Below are 19,517 nucleotides of genomic sequence, written 5' to 3' on the forward strand. Positions count from 1 at the left end.
GTTGAACCCCATGAGCCATCCCCGCGTAGAGCCTTGGTGATGGTGGATCTGTCCCGCCCGGACCTTCCGCTTCCGAGCGCAGCCATCGCCGAACCCACCCGCCACGAACCCGATGCGGGTGGCCATTTCGGTGTGTACGGCGGCCGCTACGTCGCCGAGGCGTTGATGGCCGTGATCGAAGAGGTCACCGCGGCCTACGAGAAGGAGCGCGTCAACCAGGATTTCCTGGACACGCTGGACTATCTGCAGGCGCATTACGCGGGGCGGCCGTCACCGCTGTATGAGGCGCCGCGGCTGTCCGAGCAGGCCGGCGCCCGCATCTTCCTCAAGCGAGAAGACCTGAACCACACCGGTTCTCACAAGATCAACAACGTGCTCGGCCAGGCGCTGCTCGCTCAGCGGATGGGCAAGAAGCGGGTGATCGCCGAGACCGGGGCCGGTCAGCACGGCGTGGCGACCGCCACCGCGTGCGCCCTGCTCGGCCTGGAGTGTGTGATCTACATGGGCGCCGTCGACACCGAACGCCAGGCGCTCAACGTGGCCCGGATGCGCTTGCTGGGAGCCACGGTCGTCTCGGTCCAGAGCGGTTCGAGGACGCTCAAGGACGCCATCAATGAAGCGTTCCGGGATTGGGTTACCAATGCCGACAACACCTTCTACTGCTTCGGCACGGCGGCGGGGCCCCATCCCTTTCCCGCCATGGTGCGCGACTTTCAGCGCATCATCGGCCTCGAGGCGCGCGCCCAGATCCAGGCGCAGGCGGGCCGGCTGCCCGACGCGGTGCTGGCCTGCATCGGTGGCGGATCGAACGCCATCGGCATCTTCCACCCGTTCATCGACGATCCCGGCGTGCGGCTGATCGGCTTCGAGGCGGCCGGCGACGGCGTCGAAACCGGAAGGCACGCCGCGACCTTCAGCGGCGGTTCCCCCGGGGCGTTCCAGGGATCGTTCTCCTACCTGCTGCAGGACGAGGACGGGCAGACCATCGAATCCCATTCCATCTCAGCGGGTCTCGACTACCCGGGGGTGGGTCCGGAACACGCGTGGCTGCGCGAGAGCGGACGCGCCGAGTACCGGCCCATCACCGACTCCGAAGCGATGGAGGCATTCCGCACCCTGTGCCGCACCGAGGGGATCATCCCCGCCATCGAATCCGCGCACGCGGTGGCCGGGGCCCTGAAGGTGGCCCCCGAATTGGGGAAGGCCGCGATCATCGTGGTGAACCTGTCCGGGCGTGGAGACAAGGACGTCGAGACGGCCGCGCAGTGGTTCGGGCTGTTGGGATCCAGCGACCGATGACCGTGAAGCAGAGCGAGGCCAGCAGGCTCGGGCCGATCTTCGACGTGTGCCGCGACGACGGTCGCGCCGCGCTGATCGGCTATCTGCCCACCGGGTACCCGGATGTGACGACGTCCGTGCACGCGATGGTCGCCCTGGTCGAATCCGGTTGCGACATCGTCGAGGTCGGGGTGCCCTATTCGGATCCCGGCATGGACGGCCCGACCATCGCCAAGGCCACCGAGGCCGCGCTGCACGGGGGAGTGCGCGTCCGCGACACCCTGGCCGCGGTCGAGGCGATCAGCGCCGCCGGGGGCCACGCCGTGGTGATGACCTACTGGAACCCCGTGTTGCGCTACGGAATTGACGCCTTCGCCCGCGACCTGGCATCGGCCGGCGGGTACGGCCTGATCACTCCGGACCTCATCCCCGACGAAGCCGGGCAGTGGTTGGCGGCGTCCGAGGAGCATCGGTTGGACCGGATATTTCTGGTGGCGCCCTCCTCGACGCCGCAGCGCTTGGCGATGACGGTCGAGGCGTCCCGCGGATTTGTCTACGCGGCGTCGACGATGGGCGTCACGGGAGCACGCGACGTGGTGTCCAATGCCGCGCCCGAATTGGTGGGCAGGGTCAAGGAGATATCGGACATCCCCGTCGGTGTCGGGCTGGGGGTGCGGTCGGGTGAGCAAGCCGCCCAGATCGGCGGCTACGCCGACGGTGTCATTGTCGGTTCCGCGCTGGTGTCGGCGCTGGGGGACGGGGGTTTGACCGCATTGCGCGCACTCACTGAGGAACTCGCCGCCGGTGTACGTCAAAGGGCGGCCGCGTCGTGACGAAGTTGCTCGCCTATTTTCCGAGTCCGGCGCAGGGCGTCTGGCACGTCGGGCCGCTGCCCATCCGGGCCTATGCCCTGTTCATCATCGCCGGCATCGTGGCCGCCCTGCTGATCGGCGACCGGCGCTGGGAGGCGCGCGGCGGTGAACGTGGGGTGATCTACGACATCGCGCTGTGGACCGTGCCGTTCGGGTTGATCGGTGGTCGGCTCTACCACCTGGCCACCGACTGGCGAACCTATTGGGGCCCGGGCGGAGCCGGGCTCGGGGCGGCGATCCGGATCTGGGACGGCGGACTGGGCATCTGGGGTGCGGTGGCGCTCGGGGGTGTGGGCGCCTGGATCGGCTGCCGCCGGCACGGCATTCCGCTGCCGGCCTTCGCCGACGCGATCGCCCCGGGAATCATTCTGGCGCAGGCCATCGGTCGGCTCGGGAACTACTTCAACCAGGAACTCTATGGCCGCGAGACCACGCTGCCGTGGGGGCTGGAGATCTTCTACCGCCGGGACCCCTCGGGATACATCGACCCGCATTCGCTGGACGGGATCTCCACCGGGCAGGTGGCACTCGTCGTGCAACCGACGTTCCTCTACGAATTGCTGTGGAACCTGCTGATTTTCGCCGTGCTGATCTATGCGGACCGGCGATTCACGCTGGGACATGGCCGGCTGTTCGCGCTCTATGTGGCCGGCTATTGCGTGGGCCGGTTCTGTGTCGAGCTGCTGCGCGACGACACCGCCACCCACATCGCCGGCATCCGGATCAATTCGTTCACATCGACTTTCGTGTTCATCGGGGCCGTGGTGTACATCATGGCGGCGCCCAGGGGCCGCGAAGATCCCGAGAGCCTGCGCGGAAACCAATACGTTGACGAGGAATCCGCCGAACTGGAGCCGGCGACCGTTGCGGCGACGGCGGGTGCGGCGGGTACGACGGCCGCGGCGGGTGGCGGTGACGACGACGTGCCGACCGAATCCGCGGTGGGGACCGCGGCCGTCGCCGACGCCGACGAGGCACAAGCCGAAGAGCCGCAGTCCGAGGCGGTGGCCGAGGAGGCCGAGGCGGAGCAATCCGAGGCCGAGGCGGAGGAATCCGAGGCCGACGAGCTCGAGCTCGACGAGCCGGAGGCCGCCGCGGAAGCCGAAGCGCCGCAAGGGGAAGAGGCCGACGCGGCGGTAGCCGACACGGCGGACGCCGAAGAATCCGAGGGCGACGCCGAAGAGCCGGAGGCCGAGGCGGTGGCCGAGGAGGCCGAGGCGGGGGAATCCGAGGCCGACGAGCTCGAGCTTGACGAGCCGGAGGTCGCGACGGAAGTCGAAGCGCCGCAAGCGGAAGCCGACGAGGCGGTAGCCGAAGGATCCGAGGGCGACGCGGACGAGCCGGAGGCCGAGCCGAAGGCCGATGAGGCCGAGGCGGAGGAATCCGAGGCCGAAGAGCTCGAGCTCGACGAGCCGGAATCCGAGGCGGAAGCCGAAGCGCCGCAACCGGAACCCGCCGACGAGGCGGAAGACGAGGAACCGGAAGCCGAAAGCGCAGAAGCCACTACGGAAGAGCCCGTCGCCGAAAAGATTTCGGATCAACCGGAAACCCGGCGGCGATGGGGCTCGCGTCTGCGGAACCGACTGTCGGGCCGCTGACCACCCGCTCATGACGTCGGGGCGCGGTGCATCTGGCATGCTGGAAGCACTGTGACCAACGCGAGGCCCGCCCTGCCACCCACGCATGCCGATGCGCACGGTCTGCGTCATCATCTCGGCTACGTCGGGGCCGCGACCGGCCTCGCGCTGGGCGGCGCGCTCGGCTACGTCGCGCTGGCCGACCCGCACAATCCCGCGTCGATCTATCCGCCGTGTCCCTTCAGGTGGCTCACCGGCTGGAACTGCCCGTTTTGCGGCGGGCTGCGGATGACGTATGACGTGGTGCACGGTGACCTGGCGGCCGCCCTCCACGACAACGTTTTCGTGCTGGTCGCAATCCCGATGCTGGCCGCGTGGCTGGTGGTTCGCCGCGCGCGCGGCGCATCGCCGCTGTCACGGCCGGCGCTGCTGACCGTCGTGGTCGCGACGGTCGTTTGGACGGTTGCGCGTAACTTGCCCGCCTTCCCGTTGATTCCGACCGTTCTTGGTGGGTAAAAGCACACTGCCCCGGCGGCGTTATGTGCACGCCCCGGGGGTCACACGCGACTATGCTGGGTCGGCGTGAGTAGACGCGGGAAGATCGTCTGCACCCTTGGGCCTGCGACCAATTCGGACGAGTTGATCTTGGCGCTGGTTGAGGCGGGAATGGACGTCGCCCGGTTGAACTTCAGCCACGGTGATTACGCCGATCACAAAGCGGCCTACGAACGGGTCCGGGTGGCCTCCGACGCCACCGGCCGTGCCGTCGGCGTGCTCGCCGATTTGCAGGGCCCCAAGATCAGGCTGGGACGCTTCGCGACCGGCCCAACCTACTGGGCCGACGGTGAGACCGTCCGGATCACCGTCGCCGACTGCGAGGGCAGCCACGACCGGGTGTCGACCACCTACAAGAAACTGGCCGAGGACGCCGCCGTCGGTGACCGGGTTCTGGTCGACGACGGCAAGGTCTGCCTGGTGGTCGACGGCATCGAGGGCGACGACGTCATCTGCACGGTCGTCGAGGGCGGCCCGGTCAGCAACAACAAGGGAATCTCGTTGCCGGGCATGAACGTGTCGGCACCGGCCTTGTCGGAGAAGGACATCGAGGACCTCACCTTCGCCCTGGACCTCGGCGTCGACCTGGTCGCCCTGTCCTTCGTGCGCTCGCCGGCCGACGTCGAGCTGGTGCACGAGGTGATGGACCGGGTCGGGCGACGGGTTCCGGTGATCGCCAAGCTGGAAAAGCCCGAAGCCGTCGACAATCTGGAAGCCATCGTGCTGGCCTTCGACGCCATCATGGTGGCCCGCGGCGACCTCGGCGTCGAGCTGCCACTGGAAGAGGTTCCGCTGGTGCAGAAGCGGGCCATCCAGATGGCCCGGGAGAACGCGAAACCGGTCATCGTGGCCACCCAGATGCTCGATTCCATGATCGAGAACTCACGCCCGACCCGCGCCGAGGCCTCCGACGTCGCCAACGCCGTCCTCGACGGCGCCGACGCGGTGATGCTGTCCGGGGAGACGTCGGTGGGCAAGTATCCGATGGCTGCCGTGCGGACCATGTCGCGCATCATCTGCGCGGTCGAGGACAATTCCACGGCCGCCCCGCCGCTGACCCACGTGCCGCGCACCAAGCGCGGCGTGATCTCCTATGCGGCCCGCGACATCGGCGAGCGGCTCGACGCCAAAGCCCTGGTCGCCTTCACGCAATCCGGTGACACGGTCAAGCGGCTCGCGCGCCTGCACACCCCGCTGCCGCTGCTGGCCTTCACCGCCTGGCCCGAGGTGCGCAGCCAGCTCGCCATGACCTGGGGCACCGAAACGTTCATCGTCCCGATGATGACCTCCACGGACGGCATGATCCGCCAGGTCGACAAGTCGCTGCTCGAACTCGGTCGCTACAAGCGCGGCGACCTGGTGGTCATCGTCGCCGGCGCGCCACCTGGCACAGTAGGGTCGACCAACCTGATCCACGTGCACCGGATCGGGGAGGACGACGTCTAACGCCCGGACCCGAAGGAGAGGCCGCCATCAGCACCGATTCTGATTTCCAGGAACTGCTGGCGACACTCGACCTCGATCGTCTTGATGATGACCTGTTCATCGGCTCGCATCCCAGCAAGAACCCGATGCGGACGTTCGGTGGTCAGCTCATGTCGCAAGCGTTCGTCGCGGCCAGCCGGAGCCTGGTTCGCGGCGACCTGCCGCCGAGCGCGCTCTCGGTGCACTTCATCAACGGTGGCGACACCGGCAAGGACATCGAATACCGCGTGACCCGGCTGCGCGACGAGCGGCGGTTCGCCAACCGGCGCGTCGACGCGACGCAAGACGGCACGTTGCTGTGCTCGGCCATGGTCTCCTACATGGCCGGCGGCCGGGGCCTCGAGCACGGCATCGAGCCGCCGCAGGTCGCCGAACCGCACACGCAACCCACGATCGGCGAGCTGTTGCGCGGGTACGAGGAGACGGTCCCGCACTTCGTCAACGCCCTGCAGCCCATCGAGTGGCGCTACACCAATGACCCGGCGTGGGTGATGCGGACGAAGGGGGATCGGCTGCCCCACAACCGGGTCTGGGTCAAGGCACTGGGCGAGGTTCCCGAGGACCCGGTATTGCACACGGCGACAATGGTGTACTCCTCGGACACCACGGTGCTGGACTCGGTCATCACCACGCACGGCCTCTCCTGGGGCTTCGACCGCATCTTCGCCGCGTCTGCCAACCATTCCATCTGGTTTCACCGGCAGGTCAACTTCAACGACTGGGTGTTGTACTCGACGTCGTCGCCCGTGGCCGCGGATTCGCGTGGCCTGGGCACCGGGCACTTCTTCGACCGGTCCGGGCAGCCGCTCGCCACGGTGGTGCAGGAGGGCGTGCTGAAGTACTTTCCGTCTTCTCCCCGATAAACCGTTACCCAATAGCTGCAGGATATCCGCCCGAATCTCTCCCGAATGGGCCGTGATCGGGCGTAGCTTTGACGTAGCCGGGTATTCGGTGCAGAGGCGGCAGACATGCCGCCCAGCTGTTGTCAGCGCATCGGGAGGTGAGTGTGAACGGGCCGGTGGTGGACGTCACAGCACGACCTCGCGTGCGCGAACGTGTTGTCGTTTCGGCCGATTCGCGGGCGGCCCGGCTGATCGGCGCCCTGGCGCTGCTGTGCGCGGCGTGCTGGCTCATCGAGATACTCGCCCGCCACCACAGCCAACCCAACTGGCATTTCGCCGACCGGTTGGCGTGGTCGTTGACGGTCCTGGTCGCGGTGGCGTGGATCGCGCGCGGCGTCTTCCTGGGCCGCCCGGTGACGACGATGCACGCCATTGCGGCCGCGTTTTTCGTGCTGGCGGGGCTGGGCATGCACGTGCTGTCCTTCGATCTGCTCGGTGACGTCGTGATCGCCAGCTCGGGCCTGGTGTTGATGTGGCCGATGACCTCACACCCGCGGCCCGCCGACCTGCCGCGCGTGTGGGAGTTGATCAAGGTGACCCGCGATGACGCGTTGGCGCCGTTCACCATGCAGACCGGCAAGAGCTACCACTTCACCGCCGACGGCTCCGCGGCGCTGGCCTACCGGACGCGGATGGGAATCGCCGTGGTGAGCGGCGATCCCATCGGCGACGAGAAGCGTTTCGGCGAACTGGTGGCCGATTTCGCCGCCACCTGTCATGCCCACGGATGGCGCATCGCGGTCGTGGGGTGCGGCGAGCGGCGGCGTGAACTCTGGACCGACCCGGCCATCCTGGGACAAACGTTGCGGGCCATACCGATTGGGCGCGACGTCGTTGTCGACGTGTCGGGCTTCGACATGGTGGGCCGCAGGTTCCGCAACCTGCGTCAGGCGGTCAAGCGCACCCATAACTGCGGTGTCACAACCGAAATCGTCGCCGAGCAGGAGCTCGACCACACGTTGCTGGCCGAGCTGACCGAGGTGGTGCGGGAATCGTCCAAGGGGGCGCGCGCCGACCGCGGATTCCACATGAATCTCGACGGCGTCCTGGAAGGCCGTTTCCCGGGGATACAGCTGATCATCGCCAGGGACGCCACCGGCAAGGTGCAGGCCTTTCACCGATACGCCACGGCCGGCGGCGGCAGCGACATCACCCTCGACGTCCCGTGGCGACGCCGCGGCGCCCCCAACGGGCTCGACGAGCGACTCAGCGTCGACATGATCATGGCCGGCAAAGACAGTGGGGCACAGCGTGTTTCGCTCGCCTTCGCCGCTTTCCCCGAGATATTCGACGACAAGAACCGCGGCTGGACCCAGCGCGTGTTCTACCGGCTGATCCACATCCTCGACCCGCTGATCGCGCTCGAGTCGTTATACCGGTACGTGCGCAAGTGGCACGCGCTCGACGCGCGGCGCTACGCGCTGATCTCCATGACACAGATCGTCCCGCTACTGTTCGTGCTGCTGTCGCTGGAGTTCATGCCGCGCCGCCGACACCTCTGAGCGTGCCGCCGGCCGTGGGGGACAGCCTGATTGGCAGCGGCCGTCCAGTTACCCGACAGCACATTCTCACCCTTCGTCGCTACCGTTGAAGAGGTAGGCACCCCCCGGATACCGCGGTGGACACTCGGGGAAGGCACTTTGTCATGGGTGACACGTTTCGCGACCCCATCGACCATGCGAGGACGACCAGGCCGCATGCGGGTGAGTCGCTGATCGACGTGATGAGCTGGCCTGGCTACCTGTTCATGCTGGTGGGCGTGATCGCCGTCTTTCGGTGCCTCGTCGCCCTCGGCACCGGCCACGAAGGCCGCAGCCTGATCGGCGGCGCGATCGCGATCGCGGCGATCACGGTCGGGTTGGTGTGGCTCAAGGTCGAACGCGGGCGGGTCCGCAAGCTCGAGAACCGCTGGTATGACGAGCACCCGGACGCCCATCGGCAGCGCCCGGCCAGCTGACCGCTGCCCGGACACGCGGTAGTTCAGGCTTTGTGATCGACGCGCAGCTCGTCGCAGCCAATTCCCTTGGGCAGGTGGTGAGTGGCCACCACCACGGTGCGCTCGCGGGACAGCAGCCGGGAATCCTGGGCCAACAGGTCGCGCAGGACCTGGTCGGCGTCGGTGACGTCGAGGTGTTCGGTGGGTTCGTCGAGCAGCACGATCCGCGCGGGCGATAGGACCGCCCTGGCCAGCAACAGCCGCCGGCGCTGGCCCGCCGAAAGGGATTGCGCGCCACCGATCAACACCGTGGCCAAGCCCTCGGGCAAGCCGGCGAGCCACCCGCCCAGCCCGACGGCGCCCAGGGCCGCGGTGAGTTCGTCGTCGCGGCAGTCGCCGCGGGCGACCAGCAGGTTGTCCCGGATCGTGGTGGCGAAAATGTGCGCGTCCTCCGCGAAAAAGCCGATGGCGCAGCGCAAATCGGCTTCGTCGAACCGAGTCACGGCGACGCCGTCGAGCAGCACCTGCCCTTCGCGCGGCGGCAGCAACCCGGCGAGCGTCATCAGCAGCGTCGTCTTCCCCGAGCCGCTGGCGCCGGTCACCGCCAACCGCGCGCCCGGGGGCAGGTCCAGCGCGACGCGGATCGAGCCTGCCGCGCTGTGACCCGAACGCACGTCCGCGGACAACCGGCAGGTGCCGACCGGCCTCGGTGTCGTCTGCGTGGCGTCGACGGTCTCGCGCGGGCCCTCGGCCGCCAACTCGAGCAACCGCCGCGCGGCGATCCGCGACCGGGTCAGCTGCACGGCCGCCACCGGCAGCGGCGTCATCGCCTCGAACGCGGACAGCGGCAGCAACATCAGCACGGCGAGCGTGGTGGGCGCGACCGCGGATGCCAACCCGATCCCGGCCACCACCGCACCCAGCACGCTGGCCCCGACGGCCGCCGTGGGCATCGCCTCGGCAATGGCGGCCGGTTTGGCCGCGGTGTCCAGGGCGTCACCCCAGGCGCGGTGCCGGCGTTGCGATTCGGCGATGACGCCGGGGAGCAGGCCGGCGACGCGAAGCTCGGGCGCGTGTTCGAGCGCGACGAGCGCCGAGGTGTCGCGCTCGGAATGCTGCTGCCGCGCGATCTCCTCCTGGGTCGCGGCGGCCCGCCCGGCGAGGCGAGGGGCGACGAAACCGGCGATGAGCAGGCAGATGGCGAGCACGACGGCCGCCGCCGGCGAAATGGCGGCGACGACCGCGGTGGCCGCGAGCGCCAGCACCGCCGCGACGCCGATCGGCACCAGGGCGCGCACCAAGACGTTGGCCAGCTCGTCGACGTCGGCCCCCACCCGGGACACCAGCTCACCGCTGTGCAGCCGGACGGCGGCCGCCGCGGGCCCACGCGCCAGCCGCTGATAGACCTGCACCCGGGCGGTGCCGGCGGCGCGCAGGGCCGTGTCGTGGGTGACCAGGCGCTCGCAGTAATGCAGCACGGCCCGCGAGATCGCGAACAGGCGCACCGCGACCGCGGCGACCGAGAGGTCGAGCACGGGCGGCATCTGCCAGGCGCGGGTGATCAGCCACGCCGCAACACCGGCCAGCGCCAGCGCGCTGCCCAGCGAGAGCACCCCGAGCGTGATCGCGGCCAGCACGCGCGGCAACCGGGGCCGCAGCAGCGCCGCGGCGGCAAGTAGGGGTTCAGGGCGAGTCGCCGCCGAATCAGACCGGGGCATAGTGCACCCCACGGTCGGCGATCACCTCGACGACCCGATCGCCGATGGCCAGCACCGGCTCGCGGTGCCCGACCACGATCACGGTCGCACCGGCGCGCGCCCGCGCCGCGATGGCCCGCAAGACCCGTTCCTCGGTGCGCGCGTCCAGGTGCGCGGTCGGCTCGTCGAGCAACAGCACGTCGGCCGTCGATCCGAGGGCCCGCGCGAGACCCAGCCGTTGCCGCTGTCCCAAAGAAAGCCCGACGCCGCCGCGCCCCAGCACGGTGTCGCCCCCTTCGGGAAGTTCGGCCAACACGGCGTCGAATCCGGATACCGCACAGGCGGTTTCGCGGTCCTCGAGCTCTCCGAGCAGCGCCAGGTTGTCATCGACGGTGCCGGGAACGAGCACCGGGCGTTGGGGCAGCCAGGACAGCTGAGCCCACCACCGGGCCGGCTCGAGATCCGCGACATCGACCCCGGCGACGGTGACCCGGCCCGACGAGGCCTCGGTGATGCCGGCGATCGCCTGCAGCGTGGTGCTTTTCCCGGCGCCGTTGCGCCCGGTCAGCACGGTCACGGCGCCGGGCTCGATCACCGCGTCCAGATCCCACGGTGCCCGACCGTCGCGGCCGGCGACGGTGAGACGTTCGAGGCGGATCGGCGCGCCGCGCGCGGTCACCGCCCGGGTGCGGCCCTTGGCCGGGGCGTGCTCGCCGATGAGGGCGAACGCCGCATCGGCCGCGGCCCTTCCGTCTTGAGCGGCATGGAACTCCACGCCGATGCGGCGCAGCGGCCAGTACACGTCCGGCGCCAGCAGCAGCACCGTCAAACCCGTGGTGAGGGTCATCTCGCCGAACACCAGGCGGAGCCCGATTCCGACGGCGATCAGCGCCACCCCCAGGGTGGCCAGCAATTCCAGCACCAGAGCCGACAGGAAGGCGATCCGCAGCGTCGCCATGGCCGAGCGCCGGTGCGCGGCAGCGAGTTCGGCGATGCGCTGTTCGGGGCCCGCGCCGCGTCCTAACGCCCGCAGGGTGGGGATCCCGGCGATCAGGTCCAGCAGCCGCGCCTGCAGGGTGGTCATCGCGGCCAGGGCGGCCGCCGAGCGGTCCCGGGTCGCCAGCCCGATCAGCACCATGAAGACCGGTATCAGCGGCAGCGTGATCGCCACGATCGCCGTCGATTTCAGGTCGTAGGCGGCGATCACGGCGACGGTGGCCGGCGTCAGGATCGCGGCGAGCAGCAACGTCGGCAGGTATCCGGTGAGGTAGGGCCGCAGGCCGTCGAGTCCGCGGGTGACCACTACCGCGGCGGCGTCGCGTTGCGCCGCGAGCTCGCCGGGCTGCCTGGCGGTCACCGCATCGAGCACCCGGCCGGACAGGTCCGCGATGACGGCGCTGGCCCCCCGCTGCCCCAATCGGGCCTGAAACCAATGCGCTATCGCGCGAATCACCCACAGCGCCAACAGGAGTGACAGCGGACCCCACCAGGCGTGCAGGCCGCGCGCGGGGGGATCGGCGACGACGCGTGCGACGATGCGCGCCAACACGATCGCCGAGCCGATCGCGCAGCCGGAGATCAAAACCCCGCAACCCACCGCGGCGACCAGATAGCGGCGCAGCGCCGCCGATGCCCGCCACAGTCTCGGGTCCAGTGGCGCCCGGCTCGCGCGGTCGTTACCGCTCAGGACGGGCGCCTTGCCAGACCGATGGGTGCGGGTATCCGCTCGGCCGAGATCCGTTGCCGGAACACCCAGTACGTCCATGCCTGGTACACCACCGTCAGCGGCGCCATGAAGGCGGTCACCCACGTCATGACCTTGAGCGTGTAGTGCGTCGACGACGCGTTGTAGATGGTGAGACTCCACTGCCTGTTCAAGGTCGAGGGCACCAGGTTCGGATACAGCGAGCCGAACAACAGGATCACCACGGCCGCGACGACCAGCGCGACGCACGTGAACGCCCAGCCGTCGGAGGCCCGCCGCCACACCAGCAGCACCGCGGCCAGTTGTGCGACCACCGCGGCGGCCAGCACCGCCCAGGTCCAGTCTTTGCCGTACGCCAGTTGCGTCCAAAGTCCAAAGCCCGCAACCAGTCCGGTCACCGGAAGCGAGAGCCACACGGCGAACCGGTGGGCGTCCTCACGGATGGCGCCGGACGTCTTCAACGCGACGAACACCGCTCCGTACAGCAAGAACAGACCGGCGGTCGCCAAGCCGCCCAACACCGTATAGGGGTTCAGCACGTCGGCGACCGACAGGTGAATGTGGCCCGCGGCGTCCACCGGAAGCCCGCGGACCAGGACGGCGAACGCGACACCCCACAAGACCGCCGGCAGCCACGAACCGGCGGCGATGCCGAAATCCGCCCAGCCGCGCCACTTTGTGTCGTCGATCTTGCCGCGCCACTCGATCGCCACGGCACGCACGATCATGCCGAACAGGATCGCCAGCAACGGCAGGTACAGCGTCGAGAACACGGTGGCGTACCACCCGGGAAAGGCGGCGAACATCGCCGCGCCGCCGACGATCAGCCACACCTCGTTGCCATCCCAGACCGGGCCGATGGTGTTGAGCGCCGTGCGCCGCAACGGTTCGGCTTCACCGATGCCCACGCGCGCGAACGGCTCCATCAACATGCCCACGCCGAAGTCGAAGCCCTCGAGGATGAAGAACCCCAGGAACAGCATCCCGATGATGCCGAACCACACTTCTTGCAGTCCCACTGCGATCAGCTCCTTTCGGCGTCGATTAGCCCCATCACGCCCTTAGTAGGCGAACGACAGGGGCGCCACGTCGTCAGCGTCGGGCGCCTGCGGGGGAGCGGGTTCCGCGTCGTGTTCCAGCGGCCCTTCGACGGTGTAGCGCTTGAGCAGAAAGAACCACACGACCGCCAGCACCGCGTAGACGACGGTGAAGGTCACCAGCGACGTGATGACCATGCCCGGCACGTGGTTCGACACGCCTTCGCGGACGGTCATCCGGACCAGCGGGTCACCGGTCGGGTTCGGCGCCACCACCCATGGCTGCCGACCCATCTCGGTGAACACCCAACCCGAGATGTTGGCCAGAAACGGCGTGGGGATGGTGAGCAGCGCGAACCAGGAAACCCAGCGGCCCTTGGGGGTTCGCCCGGCGCGGGTCAACCACAGCACGGCCAGGGCGAACGCCACGGGGAACACCAGGAACCCGATCATCAATCGGAACGACCAGTAGGTGACGAACAGGTTCGGCCGGTAGTCGTCGGGTCCGAAGCGGTGCTGGTACTGCTGCTGCAGCTCGTTCACCCCCTGCAGCGTCACGCCGCTGAGCTTGCCCTCGGCCAGGAACGGCAGCACGTAGTGCACCTTGATCACTTCCGTGACGCTGCCGCAGTTGTTGTGGGTGCCGATGGTCAGCACCGAGAAGTCGGGGTCGGTTTGTGTGCGGCACAACGCTTCTGCCGACGCCATCTTCATCGGCTGCTGGACGAACATCAGCTTGCCCTGGCGATCGCCGGTGAAGAACAGGCCGACCGCGGCGAGCAGCACCACGCCGCAGCCCAGGATTGCTGCGGGGCGAAACATGGTGCGGGCCTGGGTTTCCGCGGTGGGGGCGGTGGATTCGGTCCTGCGTGAGCGCACCATCCACCACGTGCTGACGGCGGCGACGAAGGTGCCGGCGGTCAGCAGCGCTCCCGCCACGGTGTGTGAAAACGCCGCTTGCGCAGTGTTATTGGACAGCAGGGCGAAAATGCTGTCCAGCTCGGCGCGCCGTGTCGCCGGGTTGTAGTGCGCGCCGACCGGGTGCTGCATGAACGAGTTCGCCGCGATGATGAAGAACGCCGAGGCGTTGACACCGATCGCGACGATCCAGATGCAGGCCAGGTGGAGCAGCTTCGGCAGCCGGCTCCAGCCGAAGATCCACAAGCCGATGAACGTGGATTCGAAGAAGAAGGCGAACAGCCCTTCCATCGCCAGCGGTGCACCGAAGATGTCGCCGACGAACCGCGAGTACTCGCTCCAGTTCATCCCGAACTGAAATTCCTGGACGATGCCGGTCGCCACACCGATGGCGAAGTTGATCAAAAACAGCTTGCCGAAGAACTTGGTCAGCCGGTACCACGCGGTGTTCCCGGTAGCCACCCACACCGTCTGCATGATGGCGATCAGTGGGGCCAAACCGATCGTGAGCGGCACAAAGATGAAGTGGTAGACGGTAACAATACCGAACTGCCACCGCGAAATATCGACGACATTCATCTGTCATCTCCCGACTGCGGAGGCCCGATCAACGGCTACGACAGAGTGTAGTAGATGGGTCGGCGCCTGCGCCACCGGCGCCCGCGTCAGCTGCCGAGGGAGTTGGACGCCTTGCGGATGCCGAAGGCCGAAATGACCTCGAAGATCCCGATGACCACGAACCACGCGCCGACCACGATCGCCAGGGTGACAATCGATTCGAACGGCGACGCCACGACCACGATGCCGGCGAGGAGGCTGAGCACGCCGAGGAAGATGTTCCAGCCCCGGCCCGGCAGGTGCGGGTCGCTGACGGCCGAAATCGTCGTGGCGACACCACGGAAGATGAAGCCGATGCCAATCCAGATGGCCAGCAGCAGAATTGCGTAGCCCTGACCGAAGTGGCGGAACGCGAGCAACGCCAGAATCAGCGACGCGGCCCCGCTGATGAACAACAGAACTCGGCTCCCCGCCGAGACGTGCAGTGAGAACGCGAACACGACCTGCGCGATACCGGTGATGAGCAGGTACACGCCGAAGGCGACGGCGGCCACCAGGATGGAAATTCCCGGCCACGCCAATACCAGGACACCGAGGACGATCGACAGAATTCCCGACAGCAGAGCGGATTTCCACAGATGCGGCAGCAAGCTTGGAACGGGGTGGGTTCCAGGAGAGCCAGGGGAGATAGTCATGGCCGCAGTCTGACACAAACGCGGGCCCTGGTACAGGGACCGTACAGGGGCTTTGATCAGACGTGGACGGTGTGTGGTCGCCCGGTGAGCAGGTCGGCGGGCTCTTCGTCCGCCTTACGGCCGATGAGGTACCAGGTGCGCATAACGCCCTTGCCCTTGACTTCGATGCGGCCGCGCTCCTGCAGGACGAACTCGTTCTTGAGTCGCTCGTACATCGCCTCGGGCACCTGGATTCGGCCCACCGAATCGGTGGATTCCATCCGCGACGCGACATTGACCGCGTCGCCCCAGACGTCATAGAAGAAGCGGCGCGAGCCAACGACGCCCGCGACCACGGGCCCGCAGGCCATGCCCATCCGCAGCGCGACCGGATCGCCGTGCGGATCCTTCAGTGCGGCAGCGACATTGGCCATGTCGAGCGCGAAATCGGCAAGAGCGAAGGCGTGATCCGGCCGAGCCCGCGGGACCCCGCTGACCACCATGTAGGAGTCGCCGCTGACCTTGATCTTCTCGAGGCCGTGTTTGTCGACCAGTTCGTCGAAGGCGCCGTACAGCCGGTTCAAGAACCGCACCAGGTCGGCCGGGGTGGTGGTGCTGGCGCGTTCGGTGAACCCGACGATGTCGGCGAACAGGACGGAGACCTCGTCGTACTTGTCGGCGATGACGCTGCGCGACGAGCTCTTGAGACGCTCGGCGATGCTGCCCGGCAACATGTTGGCCAGCAGCGCTTCCGAGCGCTCGTACTCGGCCTCCATCACCGCCTCGGCGCGCTGCGTGTCGCGCAGCGCGAACCACACCGCCACGAACACCATCACGCAGGCCGAGACGATGGTGACCACGAAGGTCATGGATTGCGCCCACGCCGGCTGTAATCCGGTATCGCGGGGGACCAGGAACTCCAGGGCGATCACCAGCCCGGCCCCGACCGCCGTCAGGCCGGCCGCCAGCACGGTGTGTTCGATGCCCAGCAACAGCACCACCAGGCACGCCCCGACCAAAAAGAAGAACTGCGCGCCCGTACCCGTGCCGGCGTCCCAGGTGCTGACGAAGACCGTGACGTAGGCGGCGCCGATGAAGGTGAGCGGCGCGATGAGGTCACCGAAACGGTGCAGCCACGGCACCGCGGCGAAGATCATCGCGGCGAGGGCGTTGAGCGAGATGATCTGCCACGTCCAGACTCCGGTGATCAACTGCAAAGCGACGAAGTCGACGCAGACCAGCACGGCCAGCCACGCGGCGATCGCGAGCACCCGGTATTGGCGCGCGGCGCTGTCGGCGTAGTGCTGGTTGCGTGCGCGCGACTGGGCCCGCGCCGCGGCTACACAGTCCGGGCGCTTCGACGAGCCGTCTGGCCATCGCGGTGGGCCACCACAATCCTTGGCCGCCACGCAGCAAGCCTAACCGCTGAGCAGGGTATTTGTCGGCTGTCTAATGAATATCACCGTTTTCGCCCCCGTAAGTTTCCGGATCTGATAACCATCTAGTTATCGGGTTTTTGTCGGGTTTACGAGTCATTTGGTTCGGTTATTCAACACGTGTTGGACGCTCTGCGTGACGCGTGTTCGCCTCGACTAAGGGGTGCCTGATGGCGGTTCTCAGAAGAATCGTTCTTGCGTCGCTCATTGCCCTTACCGCCATGCTGATGGACGGCTGCAGCGTCGCCTGTAGTGATCCGAGTTGGCTGCTACGGGTGGCCGGCGATTCCATCGGCAATTACACCGCGGGGCCGGAGGTTTCGGCATCCGGCCAGGTGTGTGTCACGCGATCATTCGGCGACTGACGGTTCCGAACCCGCCCGGGGTTCCCGCGGATCGCCGGGACCGCTAGCGGGGCCGACGGTGGACGTCACCGATTCGATTCGGGATCGTCGCCACCGAAATCGCGATCGGCCGCGTCCTGCCCGCGCCGAATTATGAATTCAAGTGATCTTTTGCGCGCCATATTCTTGCCTGCAATACGAAGAGCTATAAATGCGCAGAGTTTATAAATGCGGCCGAATTCATACCATTGGAAGGTATTGGAGTCGATATGGAAACTTGTGAACCGGTTGCGTCGGCCGGAACCGCTACTTCGGTACCGAAGAAAGCCGGCCGAGCCGATGGCGCCACCGACCGCGGTCGCTGGTGCCCTCGGTGAGATTCGAACTCACACTGGACGGGTTTTGAATCCGTTTCCTCTGCCAGTTGGGATACGAGGGCGTGCCGGCGTCTTACCTTAGAGGCAGCCTCCCACCATAGAGGATTTGGTGTCCTCACCTGCCACACCGCCCCCGCGCACGCTGGTCTGAGGCGTTCGCGACACAATATTCGTCATGACAGGCCCCACGACCGACACCGACGCCGCTGTGCCGCGCCGGGTCCTGATCGCTGAAGACGAAGCGCTCATCCGACTGGATCTCGCCGAGATGCTCCGAGAGGAGGGTTACGAGATCGTCGGCGAGGCCGGCGACGGGCAGGAAGCCGTCGAGCTGGCCGAGCGCCATCGGCCGGACCTGGTGATCATGGATGTGAAGATGCCGCGCCGTGATGGCATCGACGCGGCCTCGGAGATCGCCAGCAAGCGCATCGCACCGATCGTCGTGTTGACCGCGTTCAGTCAGCGCGACCTGGTCGAGCGGGCCCGGGATGCGGGGGCGATGGCCTACCTGGTGAAGCCGTTCACCATCAGCGACCTGATCCCGGCCATCGAATTGGCCGTCAGCCGATTCGGTGAGATCGCCGAGCTGGAACGCGAGGTGGCGTCACTGTCCGATCGGCTGGAGACCCGCAAGCTCGTGGAGCGCGCCAAGGGGCTGCTGCAGACCGAACAGGGGATGACCGAGCCCGAGGCGTTCAAGTGGATTCAGCGGGCAGCCATGGACCGGCGAACCACGATGAAGAGGGTGGCCGAGGTCGTCTTGGAGACCCTGGACCCGCCCAAGGAATAGCTCTCGGAGTACCCCGAGGAGCACCCGATCCGTCGAGTGTGAATCGTTGGCTTTGGATGTGAACCCCCGGCGGCGACACGCCGACAATCCGCGCCCACGCTTCACACTGAAAGCCGTGGCTTCACACTCAAAACCGTGGCCGCACAACGCAAGCCAACGCGGCGGCAATCCCTAGCGGGCGACGATCACCGACGAACCGTGCCCGAACAGCCCCTGGTTGGCGGTGATGCCGACCGTGGCGTTTTCCACCTGCCGGCCCGTGGCCCGACCGCGCAGCTGCCACGTCAGCTCGCAGACCTGAGCGATCGCCTGCGCGGGGATGGCCTCGCCGAAGCAGGCCAGCCCGCCGGACGCGTTGACGGGCACCCGGCCGCCGATCGTGGTGGCGCCGCTGCGCAGCAGCGCCTCGGCCTCGCCCTTGGGGCACAGGCCCAGGTGTTCGTACCAGTCGAGCTCGAGCGCGGTGGACAGGTCGTAGACCTCGGCCAGGCTCACGTCCTCGGGCCCGATGCCCGCCTCGGCATAGGCCGCGTCGAGGATATGGTCCTTGAACGCCCGATCGGGTGCGGGCACCGCGGCGGTGGAATCCGTTGCGATGTCCGGCAATTCGGGCAGATGCTGCGGATAGTTCGGGGTGACCGTGCTGACCGCCCGCACCGACGGCACACCGGCCAGCGAGCCGAGGTGTTCGCGGGCGAACTTCGCGCTGGCCACGATCAGCGCGGCCGCGCCGTCGGAGGTGGCGCAGATGTCCAGCAGCCGCAACGGGTCGGCCACCACCGCGCTGGCCAGCACGTCCTCGACCGACACCTCCTTGCGGTACCGGGCGTTCGGGTTCTGCAGGCCATGCCGCGAGTTCTTGACCTTGACCTGGGCGAAATCCTCGAGCGTGGCGCCGTAGAGGTCCATCCGCCGCCGCGCCAACAGCGCGAAGTACACCGGGTTGGTGGCGCCGATCAGGTGGAACCGCTGCCAGTCGGGATCGTTCTTGCGCTCACCGCCGACCGGGGCGAAAAAGCCCTTCGGCGTGGTGTCGGCGCCGATGACGAGGGCGACGTCGCAAAAGCCGGCCAGGATCTGGGCGCGGGCGCTCTGCAGCGCCTGCGAACCGCTGGCGCACGCGGCGTAGCTCGAGCTGACCGGCACGCCGTTCCACCCGAGCTTCTGGGCGAACGTCGCGCCCGCGACGAACCCGGGGTAGCCGTTGCGGATGGTGTCCGCGCCGGCCACCAACTGGATCTGTCGCCAGTCCAGGCCCGCTTCGTTCAGCGCGGCCCGGGCCGCGGCCACCCCGTATTCGGTGAAGTCGTTGCCCCACTTGCCCCAGGGGTGCATCCCGGCGCCCAGGATGTACAGCGGTTCGGGAGCGCTCATGG

Annotated in this window: 17 protein-coding genes and 1 tRNA gene; 10 read left to right on the top strand and 8 right to left on the bottom strand. The window is 67.8% G+C overall.

From position 1 onward, the window contains the following. Window positions 1-36: 36 nt before the first annotated feature. The 8 genes from trpB (at window position 37) to usfY (ending at window position 8,626) form a co-directional block, all read left to right on the top strand. Window positions 37-1,299 carry a tryptophan synthase subunit beta gene (trpB, locus tag QGN30_RS13030; protein ID WP_014380359.1) on the top strand — a complete coding sequence of 421 codons (1,263 nt, stop codon included), beginning with the start codon at window positions 37-39 and terminating at the stop codon, window positions 1,297-1,299. Then, window positions 1,296-2,111 carry a tryptophan synthase subunit alpha gene (trpA, locus tag QGN30_RS13035; protein ID WP_008257755.1) on the top strand — a complete coding sequence of 272 codons (816 nt, stop codon included), beginning with the start codon at window positions 1,296-1,298 and terminating at the stop codon, window positions 2,109-2,111. The genes trpB and trpA overlap by 4 nt, the downstream gene beginning before the upstream one ends. Beyond that, a complete protein-coding gene (locus tag QGN30_RS13040; protein WP_248923126.1) occupies window positions 2,108-3,748 on the top strand; it encodes a prolipoprotein diacylglyceryl transferase in 1,641 nt (546 codons plus the stop codon). Before trpA ends, QGN30_RS13040 begins: the two co-directional genes overlap by 4 nt. A gap of 51 nt (window positions 3,749-3,799) precedes the next feature. After that, window positions 3,800-4,243: a DUF2752 domain-containing protein gene (locus QGN30_RS13045; RefSeq protein WP_009954940.1), complete on the top strand. Its 444-nt coding sequence runs from the start codon at window positions 3,800-3,802 to the stop codon at window positions 4,241-4,243. A 66-nt stretch (window positions 4,244-4,309) separates the two neighbouring features. Further along, window positions 4,310-5,728: a pyruvate kinase gene (gene pyk / locus QGN30_RS13050; RefSeq protein WP_008257742.1), complete on the top strand. Its 1,419-nt coding sequence runs from the start codon at window positions 4,310-4,312 to the stop codon at window positions 5,726-5,728. A 26-nt stretch (window positions 5,729-5,754) separates the two neighbouring features. Next, window positions 5,755-6,630 (top strand): acyl-CoA thioesterase II, encoded by an 876-nt coding sequence (locus QGN30_RS13055; protein ID WP_026071347.1) that lies wholly within the window; start codon window positions 5,755-5,757, stop codon window positions 6,628-6,630. A 143-nt stretch (window positions 6,631-6,773) separates the two neighbouring features. Next, the gene (locus QGN30_RS13060) at window positions 6,774-8,171 is read left to right on the top strand and encodes a bifunctional lysylphosphatidylglycerol flippase/synthetase MprF (protein ID WP_036390205.1); all 1,398 of its coding nucleotides are present in this window, start codon (window positions 6,774-6,776) and stop codon (window positions 8,169-8,171) included. Window positions 8,172-8,314: 143 nt separating this feature from the next. Further along, entirely contained in the window at window positions 8,315-8,626 is a 312-nt protein-coding gene (gene usfY / locus QGN30_RS13065) for a protein UsfY (RefSeq protein WP_014385114.1), read from the top strand. A gap of 23 nt (window positions 8,627-8,649) precedes the next feature. Here usfY and cydC read toward each other — a convergent pair whose 3' ends face one another. From cydC to QGN30_RS13095, 6 genes are all read right to left on the bottom strand, one after another. Further along, entirely contained in the window at window positions 8,650-10,323 is a 1,674-nt protein-coding gene (gene cydC / locus QGN30_RS13070) for a thiol reductant ABC exporter subunit CydC (protein ID WP_248923125.1), read from the bottom strand. Beyond that, window positions 10,310-11,899 (bottom strand): thiol reductant ABC exporter subunit CydD, encoded by a 1,590-nt coding sequence (gene cydD, locus QGN30_RS13075; protein ID WP_014382771.1) that lies wholly within the window; start codon window positions 11,897-11,899, stop codon window positions 10,310-10,312. The genes cydC and cydD overlap by 14 nt, the downstream gene beginning before the upstream one ends. Window positions 11,900-11,985: 86 nt before the next feature. Next, the gene (gene cydB, locus QGN30_RS13080) at window positions 11,986-12,990 is read right to left on the bottom strand and encodes a cytochrome d ubiquinol oxidase subunit II (RefSeq protein WP_407665065.1); all 1,005 of its coding nucleotides are present in this window, start codon (window positions 12,988-12,990) and stop codon (window positions 11,986-11,988) included. 78 nt (window positions 12,991-13,068) lie between these two features. Next, window positions 13,069-14,541 (bottom strand): cytochrome ubiquinol oxidase subunit I, encoded by a 1,473-nt coding sequence (locus tag QGN30_RS13085; protein WP_014382770.1) that lies wholly within the window; start codon window positions 14,539-14,541, stop codon window positions 13,069-13,071. An 86-nt stretch (window positions 14,542-14,627) separates the two neighbouring features. Beyond that, entirely contained in the window at window positions 14,628-15,233 is a 606-nt protein-coding gene (locus tag QGN30_RS13090) for an HdeD family acid-resistance protein (RefSeq protein ID WP_026071350.1), read from the bottom strand. A 38-nt stretch (window positions 15,234-15,271) separates the two neighbouring features. Beyond that, window positions 15,272-16,603, bottom strand: a complete 1,332-nt coding sequence (locus tag QGN30_RS13095) for an adenylate/guanylate cyclase domain-containing protein (protein ID WP_008257712.1) — start codon at window positions 16,601-16,603, stop codon at window positions 15,272-15,274. A gap of 197 nt (window positions 16,604-16,800) precedes the next feature. Between QGN30_RS13095 and QGN30_RS13100 the strand changes: the two genes are divergently transcribed. Next, complete coding sequence (locus tag QGN30_RS13100; protein ID WP_131810781.1) at window positions 16,801-16,995, top strand: hypothetical protein; 195 nt, start codon at window positions 16,801-16,803, stop codon at window positions 16,993-16,995. Between the two features lie 341 nt (window positions 16,996-17,336). On the opposite strand, the gene QGN30_RS13105 is transcribed toward QGN30_RS13100, so the two are convergent. Further along, window positions 17,337-17,413, bottom strand: a tRNA-Leu gene (locus tag QGN30_RS13105). Window positions 17,414-17,526: 113 nt separating this feature from the next. Between QGN30_RS13105 and QGN30_RS13110 the strand changes: the two genes are divergently transcribed. Then, window positions 17,527-18,141: an ANTAR domain-containing response regulator gene (locus tag QGN30_RS13110; RefSeq protein WP_008257686.1), complete on the top strand. Its 615-nt coding sequence runs from the start codon at window positions 17,527-17,529 to the stop codon at window positions 18,139-18,141. Between the two features lie 171 nt (window positions 18,142-18,312). On the opposite strand, the gene QGN30_RS13115 is transcribed toward QGN30_RS13110, so the two are convergent. Then, on the bottom strand, window positions 18,313-19,515 hold the full coding sequence (locus QGN30_RS13115; protein ID WP_008257683.1) for a lipid-transfer protein: 1,203 nt from the start codon (window positions 19,513-19,515) through the stop codon (window positions 18,313-18,315). Window positions 19,516-19,517: the final 2 nt, after the last annotated feature.

It is taken from the genome of Mycobacterium sp. 3-98, assembly GCF_035918355.1.
Classification (GTDB): Bacteria; Actinomycetota; Actinomycetes; order Mycobacteriales; family Mycobacteriaceae; genus Mycobacterium; species Mycobacterium intracellulare.

Coding starts and splice junctions, on each gene's coding strand:
- QGN30_RS13115 (WP_008257683.1), bottom strand. CDS start 19,515: ATGAGCGCTCCCGAACCGCTGTACATCCTGGGCGCCGGGATGCACCCC.
- cydC (WP_248923125.1), bottom strand. CDS start 10,323: ATGCCCCGGTCTGATTCGGCGGCGACTCGCCCTGAACCCCTACTTGCC.
- QGN30_RS13085 (WP_014382770.1), bottom strand. CDS start 14,541: ATGAATGTCGTCGATATTTCGCGGTGGCAGTTCGGTATTGTTACCGTC.
- trpA (WP_008257755.1), top strand. CDS start 1,296: ATGACCGTGAAGCAGAGCGAGGCCAGCAGGCTCGGGCCGATCTTCGAC.
- cydB (WP_407665065.1), bottom strand. CDS start 12,990: ATGCTGTTCCTGGGGTTCTTCATCCTCGAGGGCTTCGACTTCGGCGTG.
- QGN30_RS13100 (WP_131810781.1), top strand. CDS start 16,801: ATGGCGGTTCTCAGAAGAATCGTTCTTGCGTCGCTCATTGCCCTTACC.
- QGN30_RS13110 (WP_008257686.1), top strand. CDS start 17,527: ATGACAGGCCCCACGACCGACACCGACGCCGCTGTGCCGCGCCGGGTC.
- usfY (WP_014385114.1), top strand. CDS start 8,315: ATGGGTGACACGTTTCGCGACCCCATCGACCATGCGAGGACGACCAGG.